17 protein-coding genes are annotated in these 16305 nt (G+C 56.0%); 9 read left to right on the top strand and 8 right to left on the bottom strand.

What is annotated here, in order from left to right; all coding sequences use genetic code 11:
- Nucleotides 1-12 precede the first annotated feature (12 nt).
- A complete protein-coding gene (gene mscM, locus WM95_RS02285) occupies nt 13-3336 on the top strand; it encodes a miniconductance mechanosensitive channel MscM (RefSeq protein WP_088544621.1) in 3324 nt (1107 codons plus the stop codon).
- Between the two features lie 44 nt (nt 3337-3380).
- On the opposite strand, the gene epmA is transcribed toward mscM, so the two are convergent.
- Complete coding sequence (epmA, locus tag WM95_RS02280; RefSeq protein ID WP_024907345.1) at nt 3381-4358, bottom strand: elongation factor P--(R)-beta-lysine ligase; 978 nt, start codon at nt 4356-4358, stop codon at nt 3381-3383.
- 310 nt (nt 4359-4668) lie between these two features.
- Between epmA and frdA the strand changes: the two genes are divergently transcribed.
- From frdA to frdD, 4 genes are read left to right on the top strand one after another with little or no spacing between them, the layout of a single operon-like run.
- Entirely contained in the window at nt 4669-6459 is a 1791-nt protein-coding gene (gene frdA / locus WM95_RS02275) for a fumarate reductase (quinol) flavoprotein subunit (protein WP_063409016.1), read from the top strand.
- The gene (locus tag WM95_RS02270; RefSeq protein ID WP_023310124.1) at nt 6452-7186 is read left to right on the top strand and encodes a succinate dehydrogenase/fumarate reductase iron-sulfur subunit; all 735 of its coding nucleotides are present in this window, start codon (nt 6452-6454) and stop codon (nt 7184-7186) included. The genes frdA and WM95_RS02270 overlap by 8 nt, the downstream gene beginning before the upstream one ends.
- A 10-nt stretch (nt 7187-7196) precedes the next feature.
- The gene (frdC, locus tag WM95_RS02265) at nt 7197-7592 is read left to right on the top strand and encodes a fumarate reductase subunit FrdC (protein WP_063409017.1); all 396 of its coding nucleotides are present in this window, start codon (nt 7197-7199) and stop codon (nt 7590-7592) included.
- A gap of 10 nt (nt 7593-7602) precedes the next feature.
- On the top strand, nt 7603-7962 hold the full coding sequence (gene frdD, locus WM95_RS02260; RefSeq protein WP_023310122.1) for a fumarate reductase subunit FrdD: 360 nt from the start codon (nt 7603-7605) through the stop codon (nt 7960-7962).
- A gap of 29 nt (nt 7963-7991) precedes the next feature.
- Here the strand turns inward: frdD and ampR are convergent, their stop codons facing one another.
- On the bottom strand, nt 7992-8867 hold the full coding sequence (gene ampR / locus WM95_RS02255; protein ID WP_023310121.1) for a LysR family transcriptional regulator AmpR: 876 nt from the start codon (nt 8865-8867) through the stop codon (nt 7992-7994).
- Nucleotides 8868-8999: 132 nt separating this feature from the next.
- On the opposite strand from ampR, the gene blaACT reads away from it, so the two are divergent.
- Both blaACT and WM95_RS02245 read left to right on the top strand, forming a co-directional pair.
- A complete protein-coding gene (gene blaACT / locus WM95_RS02250) occupies nt 9000-10142 on the top strand; it encodes an ACT family cephalosporin-hydrolyzing class C beta-lactamase (protein ID WP_032668292.1) in 1143 nt (380 codons plus the stop codon).
- A gap of 137 nt (nt 10143-10279) precedes the next feature.
- Nucleotides 10280-10810: a lipocalin family protein gene (locus WM95_RS02245; protein ID WP_023310119.1), complete on the top strand. Its 531-nt coding sequence runs from the start codon at nt 10280-10282 to the stop codon at nt 10808-10810.
- Here WM95_RS02245 and sugE read toward each other — a convergent pair.
- A complete protein-coding gene (sugE, locus tag WM95_RS02240; RefSeq protein WP_008502938.1) occupies nt 10807-11124 on the bottom strand; it encodes a quaternary ammonium compound efflux SMR transporter SugE in 318 nt (105 codons plus the stop codon). The genes WM95_RS02245 and sugE overlap by 4 nt on opposite strands.
- A 261-nt stretch (nt 11125-11385) precedes the next feature.
- Here sugE and WM95_RS02235 point away from each other — a divergent pair, with 261 nt between their 5' ends.
- A complete protein-coding gene (locus WM95_RS02235; protein WP_023310118.1) occupies nt 11386-11985 on the top strand; it encodes a helix-turn-helix transcriptional regulator in 600 nt (199 codons plus the stop codon).
- Between the two features lie 36 nt (nt 11986-12021).
- Here WM95_RS02235 and ecnB read toward each other — a convergent pair whose 3' ends face one another.
- The 3 genes from ecnB to efp all read right to left on the bottom strand — a co-directional run bounded on the left by ecnB (nt 12022) and on the right by efp (nt 13033).
- Entirely contained in the window at nt 12022-12168 is a 147-nt protein-coding gene (ecnB, locus tag WM95_RS02230; protein WP_003025482.1) for a lipoprotein toxin entericidin B, read from the bottom strand.
- A gap of 108 nt (nt 12169-12276) precedes the next feature.
- On the bottom strand, nt 12277-12408 hold the full coding sequence (locus WM95_RS02225) for an entericidin A/B family lipoprotein (RefSeq protein ID WP_024907352.1): 132 nt from the start codon (nt 12406-12408) through the stop codon (nt 12277-12279).
- 58 nt (nt 12409-12466) lie between these two features.
- On the bottom strand, nt 12467-13033 hold the full coding sequence (efp, locus tag WM95_RS02220) for an elongation factor P (protein ID WP_008502940.1): 567 nt from the start codon (nt 13031-13033) through the stop codon (nt 12467-12469).
- A 40-nt stretch (nt 13034-13073) separates the two neighbouring features.
- Here efp and epmB point away from each other — a divergent pair, with 40 nt between their 5' ends.
- Nucleotides 13074-14102, top strand: coding sequence for an EF-P beta-lysylation protein EpmB (gene epmB / locus WM95_RS02215; RefSeq protein ID WP_063409018.1), 1029 nt, complete (start codon nt 13074-13076; stop codon nt 14100-14102).
- A 47-nt stretch (nt 14103-14149) separates the two neighbouring features.
- Here epmB and WM95_RS02210 read toward each other — a convergent pair whose 3' ends face one another.
- Complete coding sequence (locus WM95_RS02210; RefSeq protein WP_023310115.1) at nt 14150-14503, bottom strand: DUF4156 domain-containing protein; 354 nt, start codon at nt 14501-14503, stop codon at nt 14150-14152.
- A 134-nt stretch (nt 14504-14637) separates the two neighbouring features.
- Nucleotides 14638-16281 carry a chaperonin GroEL gene (gene groL, locus WM95_RS02205; protein WP_023310114.1) on the bottom strand — a complete coding sequence of 548 codons (1644 nt, stop codon included), beginning with the start codon at nt 16279-16281 and terminating at the stop codon, nt 14638-14640.
- Nucleotides 16282-16305: the final 24 nt, after the last annotated feature.

Raw genomic sequence — 16305 nt, 5'->3', positions numbered from 1 at the left:
AGGATCGCTGACGTGCGCCCGATTATCGTTCTACTGATGGCCTGGTGCCTCAGCATGGGGGCGTACGCAGCGACAGCCCCCGACGCCAAACAGATAACCCAGGAACTGGAGCAGGCAAAAGCGGCCAAACCCGCTCAGCCAGAGACCGTCGAGTCGCTCCAGTCTGCCCTGAATGCGCTTGAAGAGCGGAAAGGCTCTCTTGAGCGCGCTCAGCAGTATCAGCAGGTTATCGACAACTTCCCCAAACTCTCGCAGACGCTGCGCGCGCAGCTCAATAATCTGCGTGACGAACCGCGCGACGTGCCCGCAGGCATGACCTCGGACGCTCTGAACCAGGAGATCCTGCAGGTCAGCAGCCAGCTTCTGGAAAAGAGCCGTCTTGCCCAGCAGGAGCAGGAGCGAGCGCGTGAAATCGCCGACTCCCTCAGCCAGCTTCCGCAACAGCAAACCGATGCCCGCCGCCAGCTTAATGAAGTTGAGCGTCGCGTGGGTACGCAAAGCGGCAATACGCCACAGGCTCAGGCCCAAAATCTGGGCCTGCAGGCAGAATCGGCTCGCCTGAAGGCCCTTGTCGATGAGCTGGAGCTGGCGCAGCTCTCAGCCAATAACCGCCAGGAGCTGTCGCGGATGCGCTCTGAACTCGCTCAGAAGCAGAGCGAGCAGCTGGATGCGTATCTCCAGGCCCTGCGCAATCAGCTCAACAGCCAGCGCCAGCGTGAAGCGGAGCGCGCGTTGGAAAGCACCGAACTGCTGGCGGAAAACAGCGAAAACCTGCCTGCCGGTATCAACGAACAATTCAGGGTCAATCGCGAGCTTTCTGCCGCGCTGAATCAGCAGGCGCAGCGCATGGATCTGGTTGCCTCGCAGCAGCGTCAGGCGACCAATCAAACGTTGCAGGTGCGTCAGGCGCTCAACACCCTGCGCGAGCAGTCCCAGTGGCTCGGGTCATCAAACCTTCTCGGCGAAGCGTTACGCGCCCAGGTCGCGCGCCTGCCGGAAATGCCGAAGCCGCAGCAGCTGGATACCGAGATGGCCCAGCTGCGCGTTCAGCGACTGCACTTTGAAGATCTTCTCAATAAACAGCCGCAAATCCGCCAGATCCGTCAGGCTGACGGCCAGCCCCTGACCAGCGAGCAAAACCGTATTCTGGAAGCCCAGCTGCGTACCCAGCGTGAACTGCTGAACTCTCTGCTCCAGGGCGGAGATACGCTGATTCTGGAGCTGACCAAGCTAAAAGTCTCCAACAGCCAGCTGGAAGATGCGCTGAAAGAGGTGAACGAGGCGACGCACCGTTATCTCTTCTGGACCTCCGACGTGCGTCCGATGACATTCTCGTGGCCGATTGAGATTGTCCAGGACCTGCGCCGCCTGATTTCGCTGGACACCGTCAGCCAGCTGGGACAGGCTAGCGTGATGATGTTTACCAGCAAAGAGACCATTTTCCCGCTGCTCGGGGCGTTGATTCTGGTGGGCTTCAGCATTTACTCGCGCAGACATTTCACCCGCTTCCTGGAGCGTTCCAGCTCCAGGGTCGGGAAAGTCACCCAGGATCACTTCTGGCTGACGTTGCGCACCGTATTCTGGTCGATTCTTGTCGCCTCCCCGCTGCCGGTGCTGTGGATGACGCTGGGGTATGGCCTGCGGGAAGCCTGGCCCTATCCGCTCGCGGTCGCGATTGGCGATGGCGTCACCGCCACGGTGCCGCTGCTGTGGGTGGTCATGATTTGCGCCACCTTCGCGCGCCCCAATGGCCTGTTTATCACCCACTTTGGCTGGCCGCGTAATCGCGTCGCGCGCGCCATGCGTTACTACCTGATGAGCATCGGGCTGATTGTGCCGCTGATTATGGCGCTGATCATGTTTGATAATCTCAATGACCGGGAGTTCTCAGGCTCGCTGGGCCGCCTCTGCTTCATGCTGATTTGTGGGGCGCTGGCCATCGTTACGCTCAGCCTGAAACGCGCTGGCATTCCGCTCTATCTGGATAAATCCGGCAGCGGCGACAACATGTTCAACCGGCTGCTCTGGAACCTGCTGCTTAGCGCACCGTTGGTTGCGATGCTGGCAGCCGCAGTAGGTTATCTGGCGACCTCGAAGGCGCTGCTGGCGCGGCTGGAAACCTCGGTGGCCATCTGGTTCCTGCTTCTGGTGGTGTACCACGTGATCCGCCGCTGGATGTTGATCCAGCGGCGGCGTCTGGCGTTTGACCGTGCCAAGCATCGCCGGGCAGAGATTCTTGCCCAGCGTGCGCGGGGAGAGGAAGAGCCAAACCATGTCAACAGTACGGAAGGCACAACCGAAGCGGACGAGGTCGAACTGGATCTGGATGCCATCAGTACCCAGTCCCTGCGCCTGGTTCGTTCCATACTGATGCTGATTGCCCTCCTCTCGGTCATCTTCCTGTGGTCCGAGATCCACTCCGCATTTGGCTTCCTGGAGAACATCTCTCTGTGGGACGTGACGTCCACGGAGCAGGGCGTTGAAAGCCTGGAGCCGATTACCTTAGGGGCGGTGCTGATTGCCATACTGGTGTTGATTATCACCACGCAGCTGGTGCGCAACTTCCCTGCCTTGCTGGAGCTGGCGCTTCTGCAGCATCTGGATTTAACCCCGGGGACGGGATATGCGATTACGACCATAACTAAATATCTGATCATGCTGTTTGGTGGGCTGGTTGGCTTCTCGATGATCGGTATTGAATGGTCGAAGCTGCAGTGGCTGGTGGCGGCACTCGGTGTTGGGTTAGGTTTTGGGTTACAGGAGATCTTCGCCAACTTCATCTCTGGCCTGATCATTCTGTTCGAAAAACCGATCCGCATTGGCGATACCGTCACGATCCGCGATCTGACCGGCAGCATCACGAAGATCAATACCCGTGCGACGACGATCAGCGACTGGGATCGGAAAGAGATCATCGTGCCAAACAAGGCGTTTATCACCGAGCAGTTCATCAACTGGTCGCTGTCAGACTCCGTTACCCGCGTGGTGCTAACGGTACCTGCCCCGTCAGACGCCAACAGCGAAGAGGTGACCCAGATCCTCTACACCGCCGCTGAGCGCTGCTCGCTGGTGATCGACAACCCGGCGCCGGAAGTATTCCTTGTGGATTTACAGCAGGGGATCCAGATTTTCGAGCTGCGTATTTATGCCGCCGAAATGGGACACCGTATGCCGCTGCGCCATGAGATTCACCAGCTGATTCTGGCGGGCTTCCGCGAGCACGGTATTGATATGCCGTTCCCACCGTTCCAGATGCGTCTGGAAAGCCTGGACGGGCGTAAAACGGGAAGAACGTTAACGTCAGCGACGCGTACGCGTCCGGCGGGAAGTTTGTAAGGTAAGCGGTGCAACCCTCTCCCACGGGAGAGGGTTAACTGTCGTCAGGCGCGATCTACGGTAAACGCAATCACATCGCCAAGCTGCTCTGCGCCCAGGGCCAGCATCACCAGACGGTCAACACCCAGCGCCACGCCGGAGCAATCCGGCAGGCCCGCTTTTAATGCTTCAAGCAAATTCACATCAATAGGCTGCTGCGGCAGGCCGCGCGCGGCGCGCTTGCGGTTATCCTGCTCGAAGCGCTGCTGCTGCTCGCGGGCATCCGTCAGTTCGTGGAAGCCGTTTGCCAGCTCGATGCCTTTGTAATAGACCTCAAAACGCTCTGCGACACGATGATCTTCGGTACTGATCTGCGCCAGCGACGCCTGGCTTGCCGGGAAGTGATAGACAAAGGTCGGACGATCCTTGCCAATCTGTGGTTCTACGCCGAAGGTGAACAGCAGCTGCAGCAGCGTGTCGCGATCCTCTTCGGTATCCGCCACGTTGCTGAGATCCAGTTTTGCCGCCACTTCGCGCAGCTGGGTTTTGTCCGCCGATAGCGGATCGATTTCCAGATGGCGCTGGAAAGCCTGCTGATAGGAGAGCGTTTCGGCTTCCGAGCAGTCCAGCACCTGCTGCAGCAGATCGTCCACCTCATTCATCAGGCGGTACATATCATAATGCGGGCGGTACCACTCCAGCATGGTGAATTCCGGGTTGTGGTGACGCCCCATCTCCTCATTACGGAAGCTGCGGCACAGCTGATACACCGGACCACATCCCGCCGCCAGCAGGCGTTTCATGTGGTATTCCGGGCTGGTCATCAGATACAAATTCATGCCCTGAGAGTGGCCGGGGCCAACAAAACGGGTTTCAAACGGCACCAGATGAATATCCGTTACCGTTGCCTGACTCATGCACGGCGTTTCCACCTCCAGGACTCCGCGGTCGGCAAAGAAACGGCGGATCTCCGCCATAATTGCAGCGCGTTTTAAAAGATTAGGGATGGATGCGCTCGGCTGCCAGGTGGCCGTTTCGCTCATGAGTTGTTCTCCGATTTCAGACAAGGGCACGAAGTCTACTCGTTAGCAGGGGCAGAGACAAATTTTGCGCAGTAAAAAAGCGCATTTCATTTAGGTGAACTTTTTCGTGACGTATTTCATCAATCTTCATGATAAATCGCCGTACAGAACAGCAAAAAAATCGAACACGTCAAATTTCCCTGACATCTACACGGTTATACTGTTTTACCCATAAAGGAGCAGTGGAAACGCTTTCGCAATCGTCCTTTTGGACGGGTGAACTACCTTTAGTTTGTCGCGTTGCGAAATAACAAAAATCTGGAGGAATGTCGTGCAAACTTTTCAAGCCGATCTTGCCGTAATAGGCGCTGGCGGGGCTGGATTACGTGCTGCGATTGCTGCAGCACAAGCTAATCCCAACGCTAAAATCGCATTGATTTCAAAAGTCTATCCAATGCGTAGTCACACAGTGGCAGCAGAAGGAGGGTCCGCCGCCGTTGCGCAGGATCATGACAGCTTTGAATACCATTTCCACGACACGGTTGCAGGGGGCGACTGGCTTTGCGAACAGGATGTCGTTGACTACTTTGTGCATCATTGTCCCACGGAAATGACCCAGCTTGAACAGTGGGGATGTCCGTGGAGCCGCCGTCCGGACGGCAGCGTCAACGTTCGCCGCTTTGGCGGTATGAAGATTGAACGCACCTGGTTCGCCGCCGATAAAACCGGCTTCCACATGCTGCACACCCTGTTCCAGACCTCCCTCCAGTTCCCACAAATTCAGCGCTTCGATGAACATTTCGTCCTCGACATTCTGGTTGATGACGGGCAGGCGCGTGGCCTGGTGGCGATGAACATGATGGAAGGCACGCTCGTCCAGATCCGCGCCAACGCCGTAGTGATGGCGACGGGCGGTGCGGGTCGCGTTTATCGCTACAACACCAACGGCGGCATCGTCACCGGTGACGGCATGGGCATGGCGCTCGGCCACGGCGTACCGCTGCGCGATATGGAGTTCGTGCAGTATCACCCAACCGGTCTGCCGGGCTCCGGCATTCTGATGACGGAAGGCTGCCGCGGTGAAGGCGGTATTCTGGTCAATAAAAACGGCTATCGCTATCTGCAGGATTACGGCATGGGCCCGGAAACCCCGCTCGGCGAGCCGAAGAACAAATACATGGAACTCGGCCCGCGCGACAAAGTCTCTCAGGCCTTCTGGCACGAGTGGCGCAAAGGCAACACCATCTCCACGCCGCGCGGCGATGTGGTCTATCTCGACCTGCGTCACCTTGGCGAGAAGAAACTGCTGGAGCGTCTGCCGTTCATCTGCGAGCTGGCGAAAGCCTACGTCGGCGTCGATCCGGTGAAAGAGCCGATTCCGGTACGCCCAACGGCGCACTACACCATGGGCGGGATCGAAACCGATCAGCAGTGTGAAACCCGTATTAAGGGTCTGTTCGCCGTGGGTGAATGTTCCTCCGTGGGCCTGCACGGCGCCAACCGTCTCGGCTCAAACTCGCTGGCCGAGCTGGTCGTCTTTGGCCGCATGGCGGGCGAGCGCGCGATGGAGCGGGCGGCAACCGCAGGCGAAGCCAACAGTGCCGCGCTGGATGCGCAGGTCGCCGACGTTGAAAAACGTCTGAAAGATCTCGTGAACCAGGAGGGTAACGAGAACTGGTCTAAGATCCGCGACGAGATGGGCCTGTCGATGGAAGAAGGCTGCGGTATTTACCGTACGCCAGAGCTGATGCAAAAAACCGTCGACAAGCTGGCGGAACTGCAGGAGCGCTTCAAGCGCGTGCGCATCACCGATACCTCCAGCGTATTCAACACCGACCTGCTCTACACCATCGAGCTGGGCCACGGCCTGAACGTCGCGGAATGTATGGCGCACTCTGCGCTGGCGCGTAAAGAGTCGCGTGGGGCCCACCAGCGCCTGGACGAAGGCTGTACCGAACGTGACGACGTCAATTTCCTGAAACACACTCTCGCCTGGCGCGATGCAGATGGCACCACACGTCTGGACTACAGCGACGTGAAAATCACTACGCTGCCGCCGGCTAAACGCGTGTACGGTGCAGAAGCAGAAGCCGCCGAGAAGAAGGAGAAGGCGAATGGCTGAGATGCAAAAAATGAAAGTTGAAGTGGTGCGCTACAATCCGGAAGTGGACGCCGCACCGCACAGCGCTTTCTATGAAGTCCCTTATGACGAGCAAACCTCCCTGCTGGATGCGCTCGGCTATATCAAAGACAACCTGGCGCCAGACCTGAGCTACCGCTGGTCCTGCCGCATGGCAATCTGCGGCTCCTGCGGCATGATGGTCAACAAGGTGCCGAAGCTGGCCTGTAAGACCTTCCTGCGCGAGTACACCAAAGGCATTAAGGTCGAAGCGCTGGGCAACTTCCCGATTGAACGCGATCTGGTGGTCGATATGACCCACTTTATCGAAAGCCTGGAAGCCATTAAGCCGTACATCATCGGTAATCCGCGCACGCCGGATCAGGGGCCGAATACCCAGACGCCGGCGCAGATGGCGAAATACCATCAGTTCTCCGGCTGCATCAACTGCGGCCTGTGCTACGCCGCCTGTCCACAGTTTGGCCTGAACAAGGAGTTCATCGGCCCGGCCGCCATTACCCTGGCGCACCGCTATAACGAAGACAGCCGCGACCACGGTAAAAAAGAACGTATGGCGCAGCTTAACAGCCAGAACGGCGTCTGGAGCTGTACCTTTGTGGGTTATTGCTCCGAAGTTTGTCCGAAGCACGTCGACCCGGCCGCCGCAATTCAACAGGGTAAAGTGGAAAGCTCGAAAGACTTTCTTATCGCTACCCTGAAACCACGCTAAGGAGTGCATGATGACGACTAAACGCAAAGCCTATGTGCGGCCTGTGCCGTCCACATGGTGGAAAAACCTGCCGTTTTATCGCTTCTACATGCTGCGTGAAGGCACGGCGGTACCGGCGGTCTGGTTCAGCCTTGAGCTGATGTACGGCGTTTTTGCCCTCAAGCATGGCCCGGAAGCCTGGGCCAGCTTTGTCGGTTTCCTGCAAAACCCGATCGTTGTTGTTCTGAACCTGATCGTGCTCGCGGCCGCGCTGCTTCACACCAAAACCTGGTTTGAGCTGGCGCCAAAAGCGGCGAACATCATCGTAAAAGACGAGAAAATGGGGCCAGAGCCGGTGATTAAAGGGCTCTGGGCAGTGACGATTTTGGTCACTGCTGTCATTCTGTTTGTCGCATTGTTCTGGTAAGGAGACACCTGTGATCAATCCAAATCCAAAACGTTCTGACGAGCCGGTCTTCTGGGGCCTGTTTGGCGCAGGCGGCATGTGGAGTGCCATCATCGCCCCCGTCATCATTCTGCTGGTCGGCATTATGCTGCCGCTGGGGCTGTTCCCGGGCGATGCGCTGAGCTACGAACGCGTACTGGCGTTCGCGAGCAGCTTTATCGGCCGCGCGTTCATCTTCCTGATGATCGTCCTGCCGCTGTGGTGTGGCCTGCACCGTATTCACCATGCGATGCATGACCTGAAAATTCATGTACCGAGCGGGAAATGGGTGTTCTACGGTCTGGCGACCATCCTGACCGTGGTGACGCTGATTGCCGTGGTCACCATCTGACGCTTCTGGCCCGCCATCCGGCGGGCCTTTTATTTCTGCATCTTCCCCACCAGCCACTGGGCAAATTCGCGCATTGCGGGCGTTTCTGACCGTGACTGTAGCCTTGTCAGCCAGTAGCTGCCGAGGTCAATCTGCGTTGCAAACGGCTGTACGATGCGCTCGCTGCTGAGTAAATGGGTAAACATGTCGACAGGCGCAATGGCAATCCCTACGCCTGCCTGCGCAGCTTCCAGCATGGTCACGGACGAATCAAACACCATCACCCGGTGCGTCGGCGAGGGAGAGTGTTCGCCCGCTGCCTGCATCCACGCAGCCCACTCGTCGCGCCGGTAGGAGCGCAGCAGGGTAAACTTCAGGATATCTGCCGGGCTTTTGAGAACTGAGGCAATCTCGGGTGTACAGAGCGGAGACAGCGGCGCAGGGCAAAGGAATTCAGCATCGGTTCCATGCCACGCGCCGCCACCGTAGCGAATAGTGTAATCAAGCCCTTCGGCCGCTGGATCGACGCGATTGTTATGGGTGGAAAGCTGAAGATCAATATGCGGATAGCAGCGGCGAAAGTCCGCGAGCAGCGAGAATAAAACACCCGTGGCAAAAGTCCCTACCACACCTATTTTGAGCTTCTCCTGAGCGCGCTGGCTGGCAAAACGATCCAGCATTCCGGCGATGCGATCGAACGAGTCATTCAGCACCGGCAGCAAATTCTCGCCTTCGGTGGTCAGCATCAGCCCTCGCGAAACGCGGACAAACAGCTGGCAATTAAGGTGCTGTTCCAGCGCCTTGACGTGCTGGCTAATCGCGGAATGGGTGACATTCAGCTCGATAGCGGCATGAGTAAAACTGAGATGCCTGGCGGCTGCTTCAAACGCCCGCAGGGAATTAAGAGGGAGATAGCTGCGCGTCATGGTCTCGTCCGTTAGAAAAATTAACAGCTAATGCTAAATTTAACCGTTTGTCAGCCATAGTCAAATCCAACAGACTACAGCGGTCTGACGGGCCCGGACACTCCCTTGAACTGCTATTACGGAAGATAAATGATGATGACTAAATCCCTTTGCTGCGCCCTGCTGCTCAGCACCTCCTGCTCGGTATTGGCTACCCCGATGTCAGAAAAACAGCTGGCTGAGGTGGTGGAACGGACCGTTACGCCGCTGATGAAAGCGCAGGCCATTCCGGGTATGGCGGTGGCGGTGATTTATGAGGGTCAGCCGCACTACTTCACCTTCGGTAAAGCCGATGTTGCGGCGAACAAACCTGTCACTCCACAAACCTTGTTCGAACTGGGTTCTATAAGTAAAACCTTCACCGGCGTACTCGGTGGCGATGCCATTGCTCGCGGTGAAATATCGCTGGGCGATCCGGTGACAAAATACTGGCCTGAGCTGACAGGCAAGCAGTGGCAGGGGATCCGCATGCTGGATCTGGCAACCTATACCGCAGGAGGTTTGCCGTTACAGGTACCGGATGAGGTCACGGATAACGCCTCTCTGTTGCGCTTTTATCAAAACTGGCAGCCGCAGTGGAAGCCGGGCACCACGCGTCTTTACGCCAATGCCAGCATCGGTCTTTTTGGCGCGCTGGCGGTCAAACCTTCCGGCATGAGCTATGAGCAGGCCATAACGACGCGGGTCTTTAAGCCGCTCAAGCTGGACCATACGTGGATTAACGTTCCGAAAGCGGAAGAGGCGCATTACGCCTGGGGATACCGCGACGGTAAAGCGGTACACGTTTCGCCAGGAATGCTGGACGCTGAAGCCTATGGCGTAAAAACCAACGTGCAGGATATGGCAAGCTGGGTGATGGTCAACATGAAGCCGGACTCCCTTCAGGATAATTCACTCAGGAAAGGCCTTACCCTGGCGCAGTCTCGCTACTGGCGCGTGGGGGCCATGTATCAGGGGTTAGGCTGGGAAATGCTTAACTGGCCGGTCGATGCCAAAACCGTGGTTGAAGGTAGCGACAATAAGGTGGCACTGGCACCGCTGCCTGCGAGAGAAGTGAATCCACCGGCGCCCCCGGTCAACGCATCCTGGGTCCATAAAACAGGCTCTACCGGCGGGTTTGGCAGCTACGTGGCATTTATTCCTGAAAAGCAGCTCGGTATTGTGATGCTGGCAAATAAAAGCTATCCGAACCCGGCACGCGTTGAGGCGGCATACCGTATTTTGAGCGCGCTGTAGTAAACATTGCCGGGTGGCGCTAACGCTTACCCGGCCTACAAAATCCACGGGGTGGCCACCCGGCGAAACACACCGCACAAAAACCACATTTTTCTTGCCGTCATCTACACTTAACAAAAAACAGTAAGGAAACTCCTATGCGCATTCTGCCTGTTATCGCCGCGGTGACAGCCGCGTTTTTAGTGGTTGCCTGCAGTTCCCCTACCCCACCTCCAGGCGTTACCGTCGTCTCGCCTTTTGATGCACAACGCTTCCTTGGAACATGGTATGAAATCGCGCGCCTCGACCATCGGTTTGAGCAGGGCTTAGAGAAGGTCACTGCGAATTACAGCCCGATGGATGATGGCGGTATTCAGGTGATCAACCGGGGCTATAATCCCGATCGGGAGATGTGGCAGCAGTCGATTGGGAAAGCGTACTTCACTGGCGACCCGCGACGGGCAGCGCTCAAAGTCTCTTTCTTCGGCCCGTTTTATGGCGGCTATAATGTGATCGCGCTCGACAGAGAGTACCGTCACGCGCTGGTCTGCGGGCCGGATCGCGACTATCTGTGGATACTTTCCCGCACGCCAACTATTTCGTCAGAAATGAAACAGCAGATGCTGGACGTCGCGACCCGGCAAGGGTTTGATGTGTCAAAACTTATCTGGGTAAAACAACCCCATTAATGGGTACTGAGCTTCAGCCCAACGATCCCGGCCACAATCAAGGCGAGGCTGGCGATACGCGCCAGACTCGCTGACTCTCCCAGCAGCAGAATGCCGGTGATGGCGGCCCCCACCGCACCAATGCCCGTCCAGACGGCATAAGCCGTTCCCACAGGCAGCGAGCGCATTGCCCAGGATAACAGGACAATACTCACGATCATCGCGGTGACGGTTATGACGCTGGGCGTCAGGCGGGTAAATCCGTGGGTGTACTTGAGACCAATTGCCCATACCACTTCGAGCAGGCCAGCAATAAAAAGAATTATCCAGGACATTTCAGGCTCCTTAACTTAATACAAGTTGGGGCCGTCCCCGGTGAAAGAAACGCTTACGGGTCGTCCCGTAAGGCAGAGATTACGCCCCATATTGTGGTTAGCGTGCTATTTTTTTTCAATCATTTTTTGCTGAACACGTTAAGGCAAGAAATAGCCGCAGTATGGCGCGTAGTTCCGGCATTTAGCACTCATCCGACTTCTCTATGATGATGTGCTTTCTGATGGCAGGAAGCCAAACCACTAGCCGACTGCGAATAAAATATGTTCAAAATTCTTTTGATTGACCGTTGTCACTTCACCCGCACAGGGTTTGAAGCATGGCTCAATCATTCCGGTTTGTTCCCGGGACACTACGTTGTGACCGGGTTAAATAATCTGTTCCTTGCCAGGGAGCACATTCTGCAATGGAAACCCACGCTGGTTATCGCCGATCTTTACGGCTTCAGGCAGGATATTCATCATTTTCAGCAGCTCTCGTCGTTGCTGAGTGCCAGTGAACGATTACCGTTTATTTTGCTGCAATCGGGAGAGGACCGCGGCATGACCGACTGGCTCGGACAGTTCCCGGTGTGGTCGTCGCTGTTGAAAAACGCCAGTCTCGAAGAAGTGGCAACGACGATCAACGACGCATTAATCTCACGCGCCAGCGCTGACAGGCCAACGGCGGCGGCCCCCTTGCTGACCCGACAGGAAGAGAAAGTGCTGACATTGTGGATGGACGGTGCGAGCAATCAAAAAATTGCCGCTCACCTGAGTATCAACGGAAAAACAGTGTATACCTATAAACGCAATATCCGCATGAAATTGCATATGGATACGCGTTTTTCTCCGTTCTTATCCCTGCAGGAATCAGAAAGCTGACGGTACGAAACCCGCTGGTCTCGTACCGTATGTTAATTACTGCTGAGCTTTGGTTGCCGCACCAGAGATTGCGCTACCACCTTCAGAAATGTCCTGACCGACGCCACGCGTGGTATTACAGGCTGTTAAGACTGAAGAAAGTACCAGGACTGAAAAGATCGCTGCAATTGTTTTCTTAACCATAATTTCTTCCTTTTATAGCCAAAGTTGTTTTGTGTATAGCAACTTAAGAATAGACAAGATCCCGCCGGTTGACGGAAAAGGAAGCATTTTTAGGAAAATTAGACGAACTTAGCTGGCGGCGTGAGAAATGATATGACCGAGATCCTGGATATCTTGTCCCATCCCACGGGTGGTGTTACAGCCGGAAAGCAATGCGCTGGAAAGCGCTAAAAGAAGCAGAATTTTAACGGTACGTTTCATCATCCCTGCCTGCAAAAATCAGGCGCAGCGGGTGCTGCGCCTTCAATCATGACGTAAATTACTTCACGCGGGATACGTATTCGCCGGAGCGGGTATCCACTTTGATCACTTCGCCAGTCTGTACGAACAGTGGAACTTTAACCACTGCGCCGGTAGACAGTTTGGCTGGTTTACCACCAGTACCTGCGGTATCACCTTTCAGACCTGGATCGGTTTCAACGATTTCCAGTTCAACGAAGTTTGGTGGGGTCACAGCGATAGGCTGACCGTTCCACAGGGTCACGATGCACTCAGCCTGATCCAGCAGCCATTTAGCGCTATCACCTACCGCTTTCTCATCAGCAGACAGCTGTTCGAAAGTGGAGTTGTTCATGAAATGCCAGAACTCACCGTCGTTGTACAGATAGGTCAGGTTCATATCAACAACATCAGCGCCTTCAGCGGAGTCAGTAGACTTGAAGGTTTTCTCAACACGGGTACCGGTCAGCAGACGGCGCAGCTTAACGCGTGCGAATGCCTGGCCTTTACCTGGTTTAACGAATTCGCTGGCTTCAACCGCGTACGGTTCGCCGTCCATCATGATTTTAAGACCAGCACGAAAATCGTTGCTATAGTACGTTGCCATAAGGCCCTCTAAATTTGTTAACTGGTAGCTAAGCCACAAAATGGCGCATATTGTAACCCTAAACACCCCGTCCAGAGAAGATTGGTTATCGCAACTTGCCGATGTAATCACCAGTCCTGATGAATTGCTGCGTCTTTTAGACCTCGATCAGCACCCAGAGTTGCTTGCAGGCCGCGAGGCAAAGCGCCTTTTCACCCTGCGCGTTCCCCGTGCGTTTGTGGCGCGAATGGAGAAAGGCAACCCCGACGATCCACTTTTAAAACAAACGCTTACTTCGCAGGATGAGTTTGTCACCGCGCCGGGATACAGCACCGACCCGCTGGAAGAGCAGAACAGCGTGGTGCCGGGTTTACTGCACAAGTATCTCAACCGCGCCCTGCTGCTGGTAAAAGGCGGTTGCGCGGTAAATTGTCGTTATTGCTTCCGTCGGCACTTCCCCTATGCCGAAAACCAGGGCAATAAACGCAACTGGCAGGTCGCGCTGGACTATATCGCCGCCCATCCTGAGCTGGATGAGATTATTTTTTCCGGCGGTGACCCGCTGATGGCAAAAGATCATGAGCTGGGCTGGCTGCTGACCCAGCTTGAAGCCATTCCGCACATTAAGCGCCTGCGTATTCACAGCCGTTTACCGATTGTCATTCCGGCACGTGTCACTGACGGCCTGGTGTCACGCCTGGAGCAGTCAAGATTGCAGGTGCTGCTGGTGAACCATATCAACCACGCGAACGAAATTGACGATGACTTTCGCGCGGCGATGGCGCGTCTGCGTAAAGCGGGCGTGACGCTGCTGAACCAGAGCGTGCTGCTGCGCGGCGTGAACGACAGCGCCCGCGTGCTGGCTGACCTGAGCAATGCCCTGTTTGATGCGGGCGTGATGCCCTATTACCTGCACGTGCTGGATCGCGTTCAGGGCGCGGCCCATTTCATGGTGACGGATGAAGAAGCCCGGCAGATTATGCGCGAACTGTTAACGCTGGTTTCAGGCTATATGGTGCCGAAGCTGGCACGCGAGATTGGCGGAGAGCCGAGCAAGACGCCGCTGGATTTGCAGCTGCGGCAGTGCTAGTTTCCCCTCACCCTAACCCTCTCCCACAGGGAGAGGGAAAAAGGCCATCAGTTCGGGCACTTGTAGACCTGGCCGTTCATCTGGCTGGCGGTCGGCACGAAGCTGGACAGCATACTCTGCGTTGGGCTGCTCACGCCGTAAATCACGTTACCGCCCATTGCCGCAGCCTGGTTACGCAGGGCATTCGCCGCACCGCGCATCGAGCCACCTTCCTCGCCATGCTGACCTGACATCCAGTTACTTTGCTCACCGGTTGCCGTGCCTAACAGCTGGCATTCACTGCCAGGCTTATCTTCCACAAAGCGAACGCCCTGGCCCGCTGCCGACAGCTCATTGCTGGAGCTACAACCCGCCAGCAGCAATGCTGCCCCTACAATCCCTGCACAGACTTTTACGCGCATGTTATTCCTCGTTTTCAATAAGCTGGACAGTAGTTGTCCGTGTGTAAATCTTATACCTAAAAGATGACCAAAAGAAAAACCCCCGAGCATTTCTGCCCGGGGGTTTTTCACATTCTACGACGTAGAGCGCACGATTACATCATGCCGCCCATACCGCCCATGCCGCCCATGCCAGCAGCACCTAAGTCAGGTGCATCGCCTTTAGGCAGGTCGGTTACCATGCACTCGGTGGTGATCATCAGGCCAGCGACAGATGCCGCGTACTGCAGAGCAGAACGGGTCACTTTCGTTGGGTCCAGGATACCGAAGTCGATCATGTTGCCGTATTCTTCAGTTGCTGCGTTGTAACCGTAGTTACCTTCGCCCGCTTTCACGTTGTTCGCAACCACAGATGGCTCTTCACCGGCGTTAGAAACGATCTGACGCAGAGGGGCTTCCATTGCGCGCAGCGCAACTTTGATACCCACGTTCTGATCTTCGTTCTGTGCGGTCAGGCCTGCCAGTTTAGCGGCAACACGCACCAGCGCAACACCACCACCAGCAACCACGCCTTCTTCTACCGCAGCACGGGTCGCATGCAGGGCATCGTCAACGCGTGCTTTTTTCTCTTTCATTTCAACTTCGGTAGCTGCACCGACTTTGATTACCGCAACGCCGCCAGCCAGTTTCGCTACGCGCTCCTGCAGTTTTTCACGGTCGTAATCGGAAGTCGCTTCTTCGATCTGCTTACGGATCTGACCCACGCGGCCCTGAATAGCGGCTTCTTCACCCACACCGTCGATGATGGTGGTGGTGTCTTTGTTGATCACAACGCGTTTCGCCTGGCCCAGGTCTTCCAGGGTCGCTTTTTCCAGCTCCATACCGATCTCTTCAGAGATCACGGTACCGCCGGTCAGGGTTGCGATATCCTGCAGCATCGCTTTACGGCGATCGCCGAAGCCAGGTGCTTTAACAGCAGCCACTTTCACGATACCGCGCATGGTGTTAACCACCAGGGTCGCCAGCGCTTCGCCTTCAACGTCTTCAGCGATGATAACCAGAGGCTTGCCTGCTTTCGCAACGGCTTCCAGTACTGGCAGCATTTCGCGGATGTTGGAGATTTTCTTGTCAGCCAGCAGGATGAACGGGCTTTCCAGCTCAACAGCTCCCGTTTCTGGCTTGTTGATGAAGTATGGGGACAGGTAACCGCGGTCGAACTGCATACCTTCAACCACGTCCAGTTCGTCTTCCAGACCGGTACCGTCTTCAACGGTGATAACACCTTCTTTACCGACTTTGTCCATCGCTTCAGCGATCAGTTTACCTACGGTTTCGTCGGAGTTAGCGGAGATAGTACCAACCTGAGCAATGGCTTTAGAGTCAGAGCATGGTACGGACAGTGCTTTCAGCTCTTCAACAGCGGAGGCGACAGCTTTGTCGATACCACGTTTCAGATCCATTGGGTTCATGCCCGCAGCAACGGCTTTCAGACCTTCGGTGATGATTGCCTGCGCCAGTACGGTCGCGGTGGTGGTACCGTCACCAGCAGCGTCGTTTGCTTTAGAGGCAACTTCTTTCACCATCTGCGCGCCCATGTTTTCGAACTTGTCTTCCAGCTCAATTTCACGTGCTACAGAAACACCATCTTTGGTGATGGTTGGCGCGCCGAAGGATTTATCCAGCACTACGTTGCGGCCTTTCGGGCCCAGAGTCACTTTAACTGCATCTGCCAGTACGTTTACGCCGCGGAGCATTTTTACACGAGCGTCGTTACCGAATTTTACGTCTTTAGCTGCCATGTTCTTATTTCCTCAAATTCTCGT

The sequence above is a fragment of the Enterobacter cloacae complex sp. ECNIH7 genome, from assembly GCF_002208095.1.
Lineage (GTDB): Bacteria > Pseudomonadota > Gammaproteobacteria > Enterobacterales > Enterobacteriaceae > Enterobacter > Enterobacter cloacae_M.
Note: the sequence above shows the minus strand (reverse complement) of the source record. Positions and strands in the feature narration are given on the sequence as shown.

What these genes read in the sequence shown, in the direction of transcription:
- epmA (WP_024907345.1), bottom strand. Translation starts at nt 4,358, where the DNA reads ATGAGCGAAACGGCCACCTGGCAGCCGAGCGCATCCATCCCTAATCTT.
- WM95_RS02270 (WP_023310124.1), top strand. Translation starts at nt 6,452, where the DNA reads ATGGCTGAGATGCAAAAAATGAAAGTTGAAGTGGTGCGCTACAATCCG.
- frdC (WP_063409017.1), top strand. Translation starts at nt 7,197, where the DNA reads ATGACGACTAAACGCAAAGCCTATGTGCGGCCTGTGCCGTCCACATGG.
- ampR (WP_023310121.1), bottom strand. Translation starts at nt 8,867, where the DNA reads ATGACGCGCAGCTATCTCCCTCTTAATTCCCTGCGGGCGTTTGAAGCA.
- blaACT (WP_032668292.1), top strand. Translation starts at nt 9,000, where the DNA reads ATGATGACTAAATCCCTTTGCTGCGCCCTGCTGCTCAGCACCTCCTGC.
- WM95_RS02245 (WP_023310119.1), top strand. Translation starts at nt 10,280, where the DNA reads ATGCGCATTCTGCCTGTTATCGCCGCGGTGACAGCCGCGTTTTTAGTG.
- sugE (WP_008502938.1), bottom strand. Translation starts at nt 11,124, where the DNA reads ATGTCCTGGATAATTCTTTTTATTGCTGGCCTGCTCGAAGTGGTATGG.
- WM95_RS02235 (WP_023310118.1), top strand. Translation starts at nt 11,386, where the DNA reads ATGTTCAAAATTCTTTTGATTGACCGTTGTCACTTCACCCGCACAGGG.
- ecnB (WP_003025482.1), bottom strand. Translation starts at nt 12,168, where the DNA reads ATGGTTAAGAAAACAATTGCAGCGATCTTTTCAGTCCTGGTACTTTCT.
- WM95_RS02225 (WP_024907352.1), bottom strand. Translation starts at nt 12,408, where the DNA reads ATGAAACGTACCGTTAAAATTCTGCTTCTTTTAGCGCTTTCCAGCGCA.
- efp (WP_008502940.1), bottom strand. Translation starts at nt 13,033, where the DNA reads ATGGCAACGTACTATAGCAACGATTTTCGTGCTGGTCTTAAAATCATG.
- epmB (WP_063409018.1), top strand. Translation starts at nt 13,074, where the DNA reads ATGGCGCATATTGTAACCCTAAACACCCCGTCCAGAGAAGATTGGTTA.
- WM95_RS02210 (WP_023310115.1), bottom strand. Translation starts at nt 14,503, where the DNA reads ATGCGCGTAAAAGTCTGTGCAGGGATTGTAGGGGCAGCATTGCTGCTG.
- groL (WP_023310114.1), bottom strand. Translation starts at nt 16,281, where the DNA reads ATGGCAGCTAAAGACGTAAAATTCGGTAACGACGCTCGTGTAAAAATG.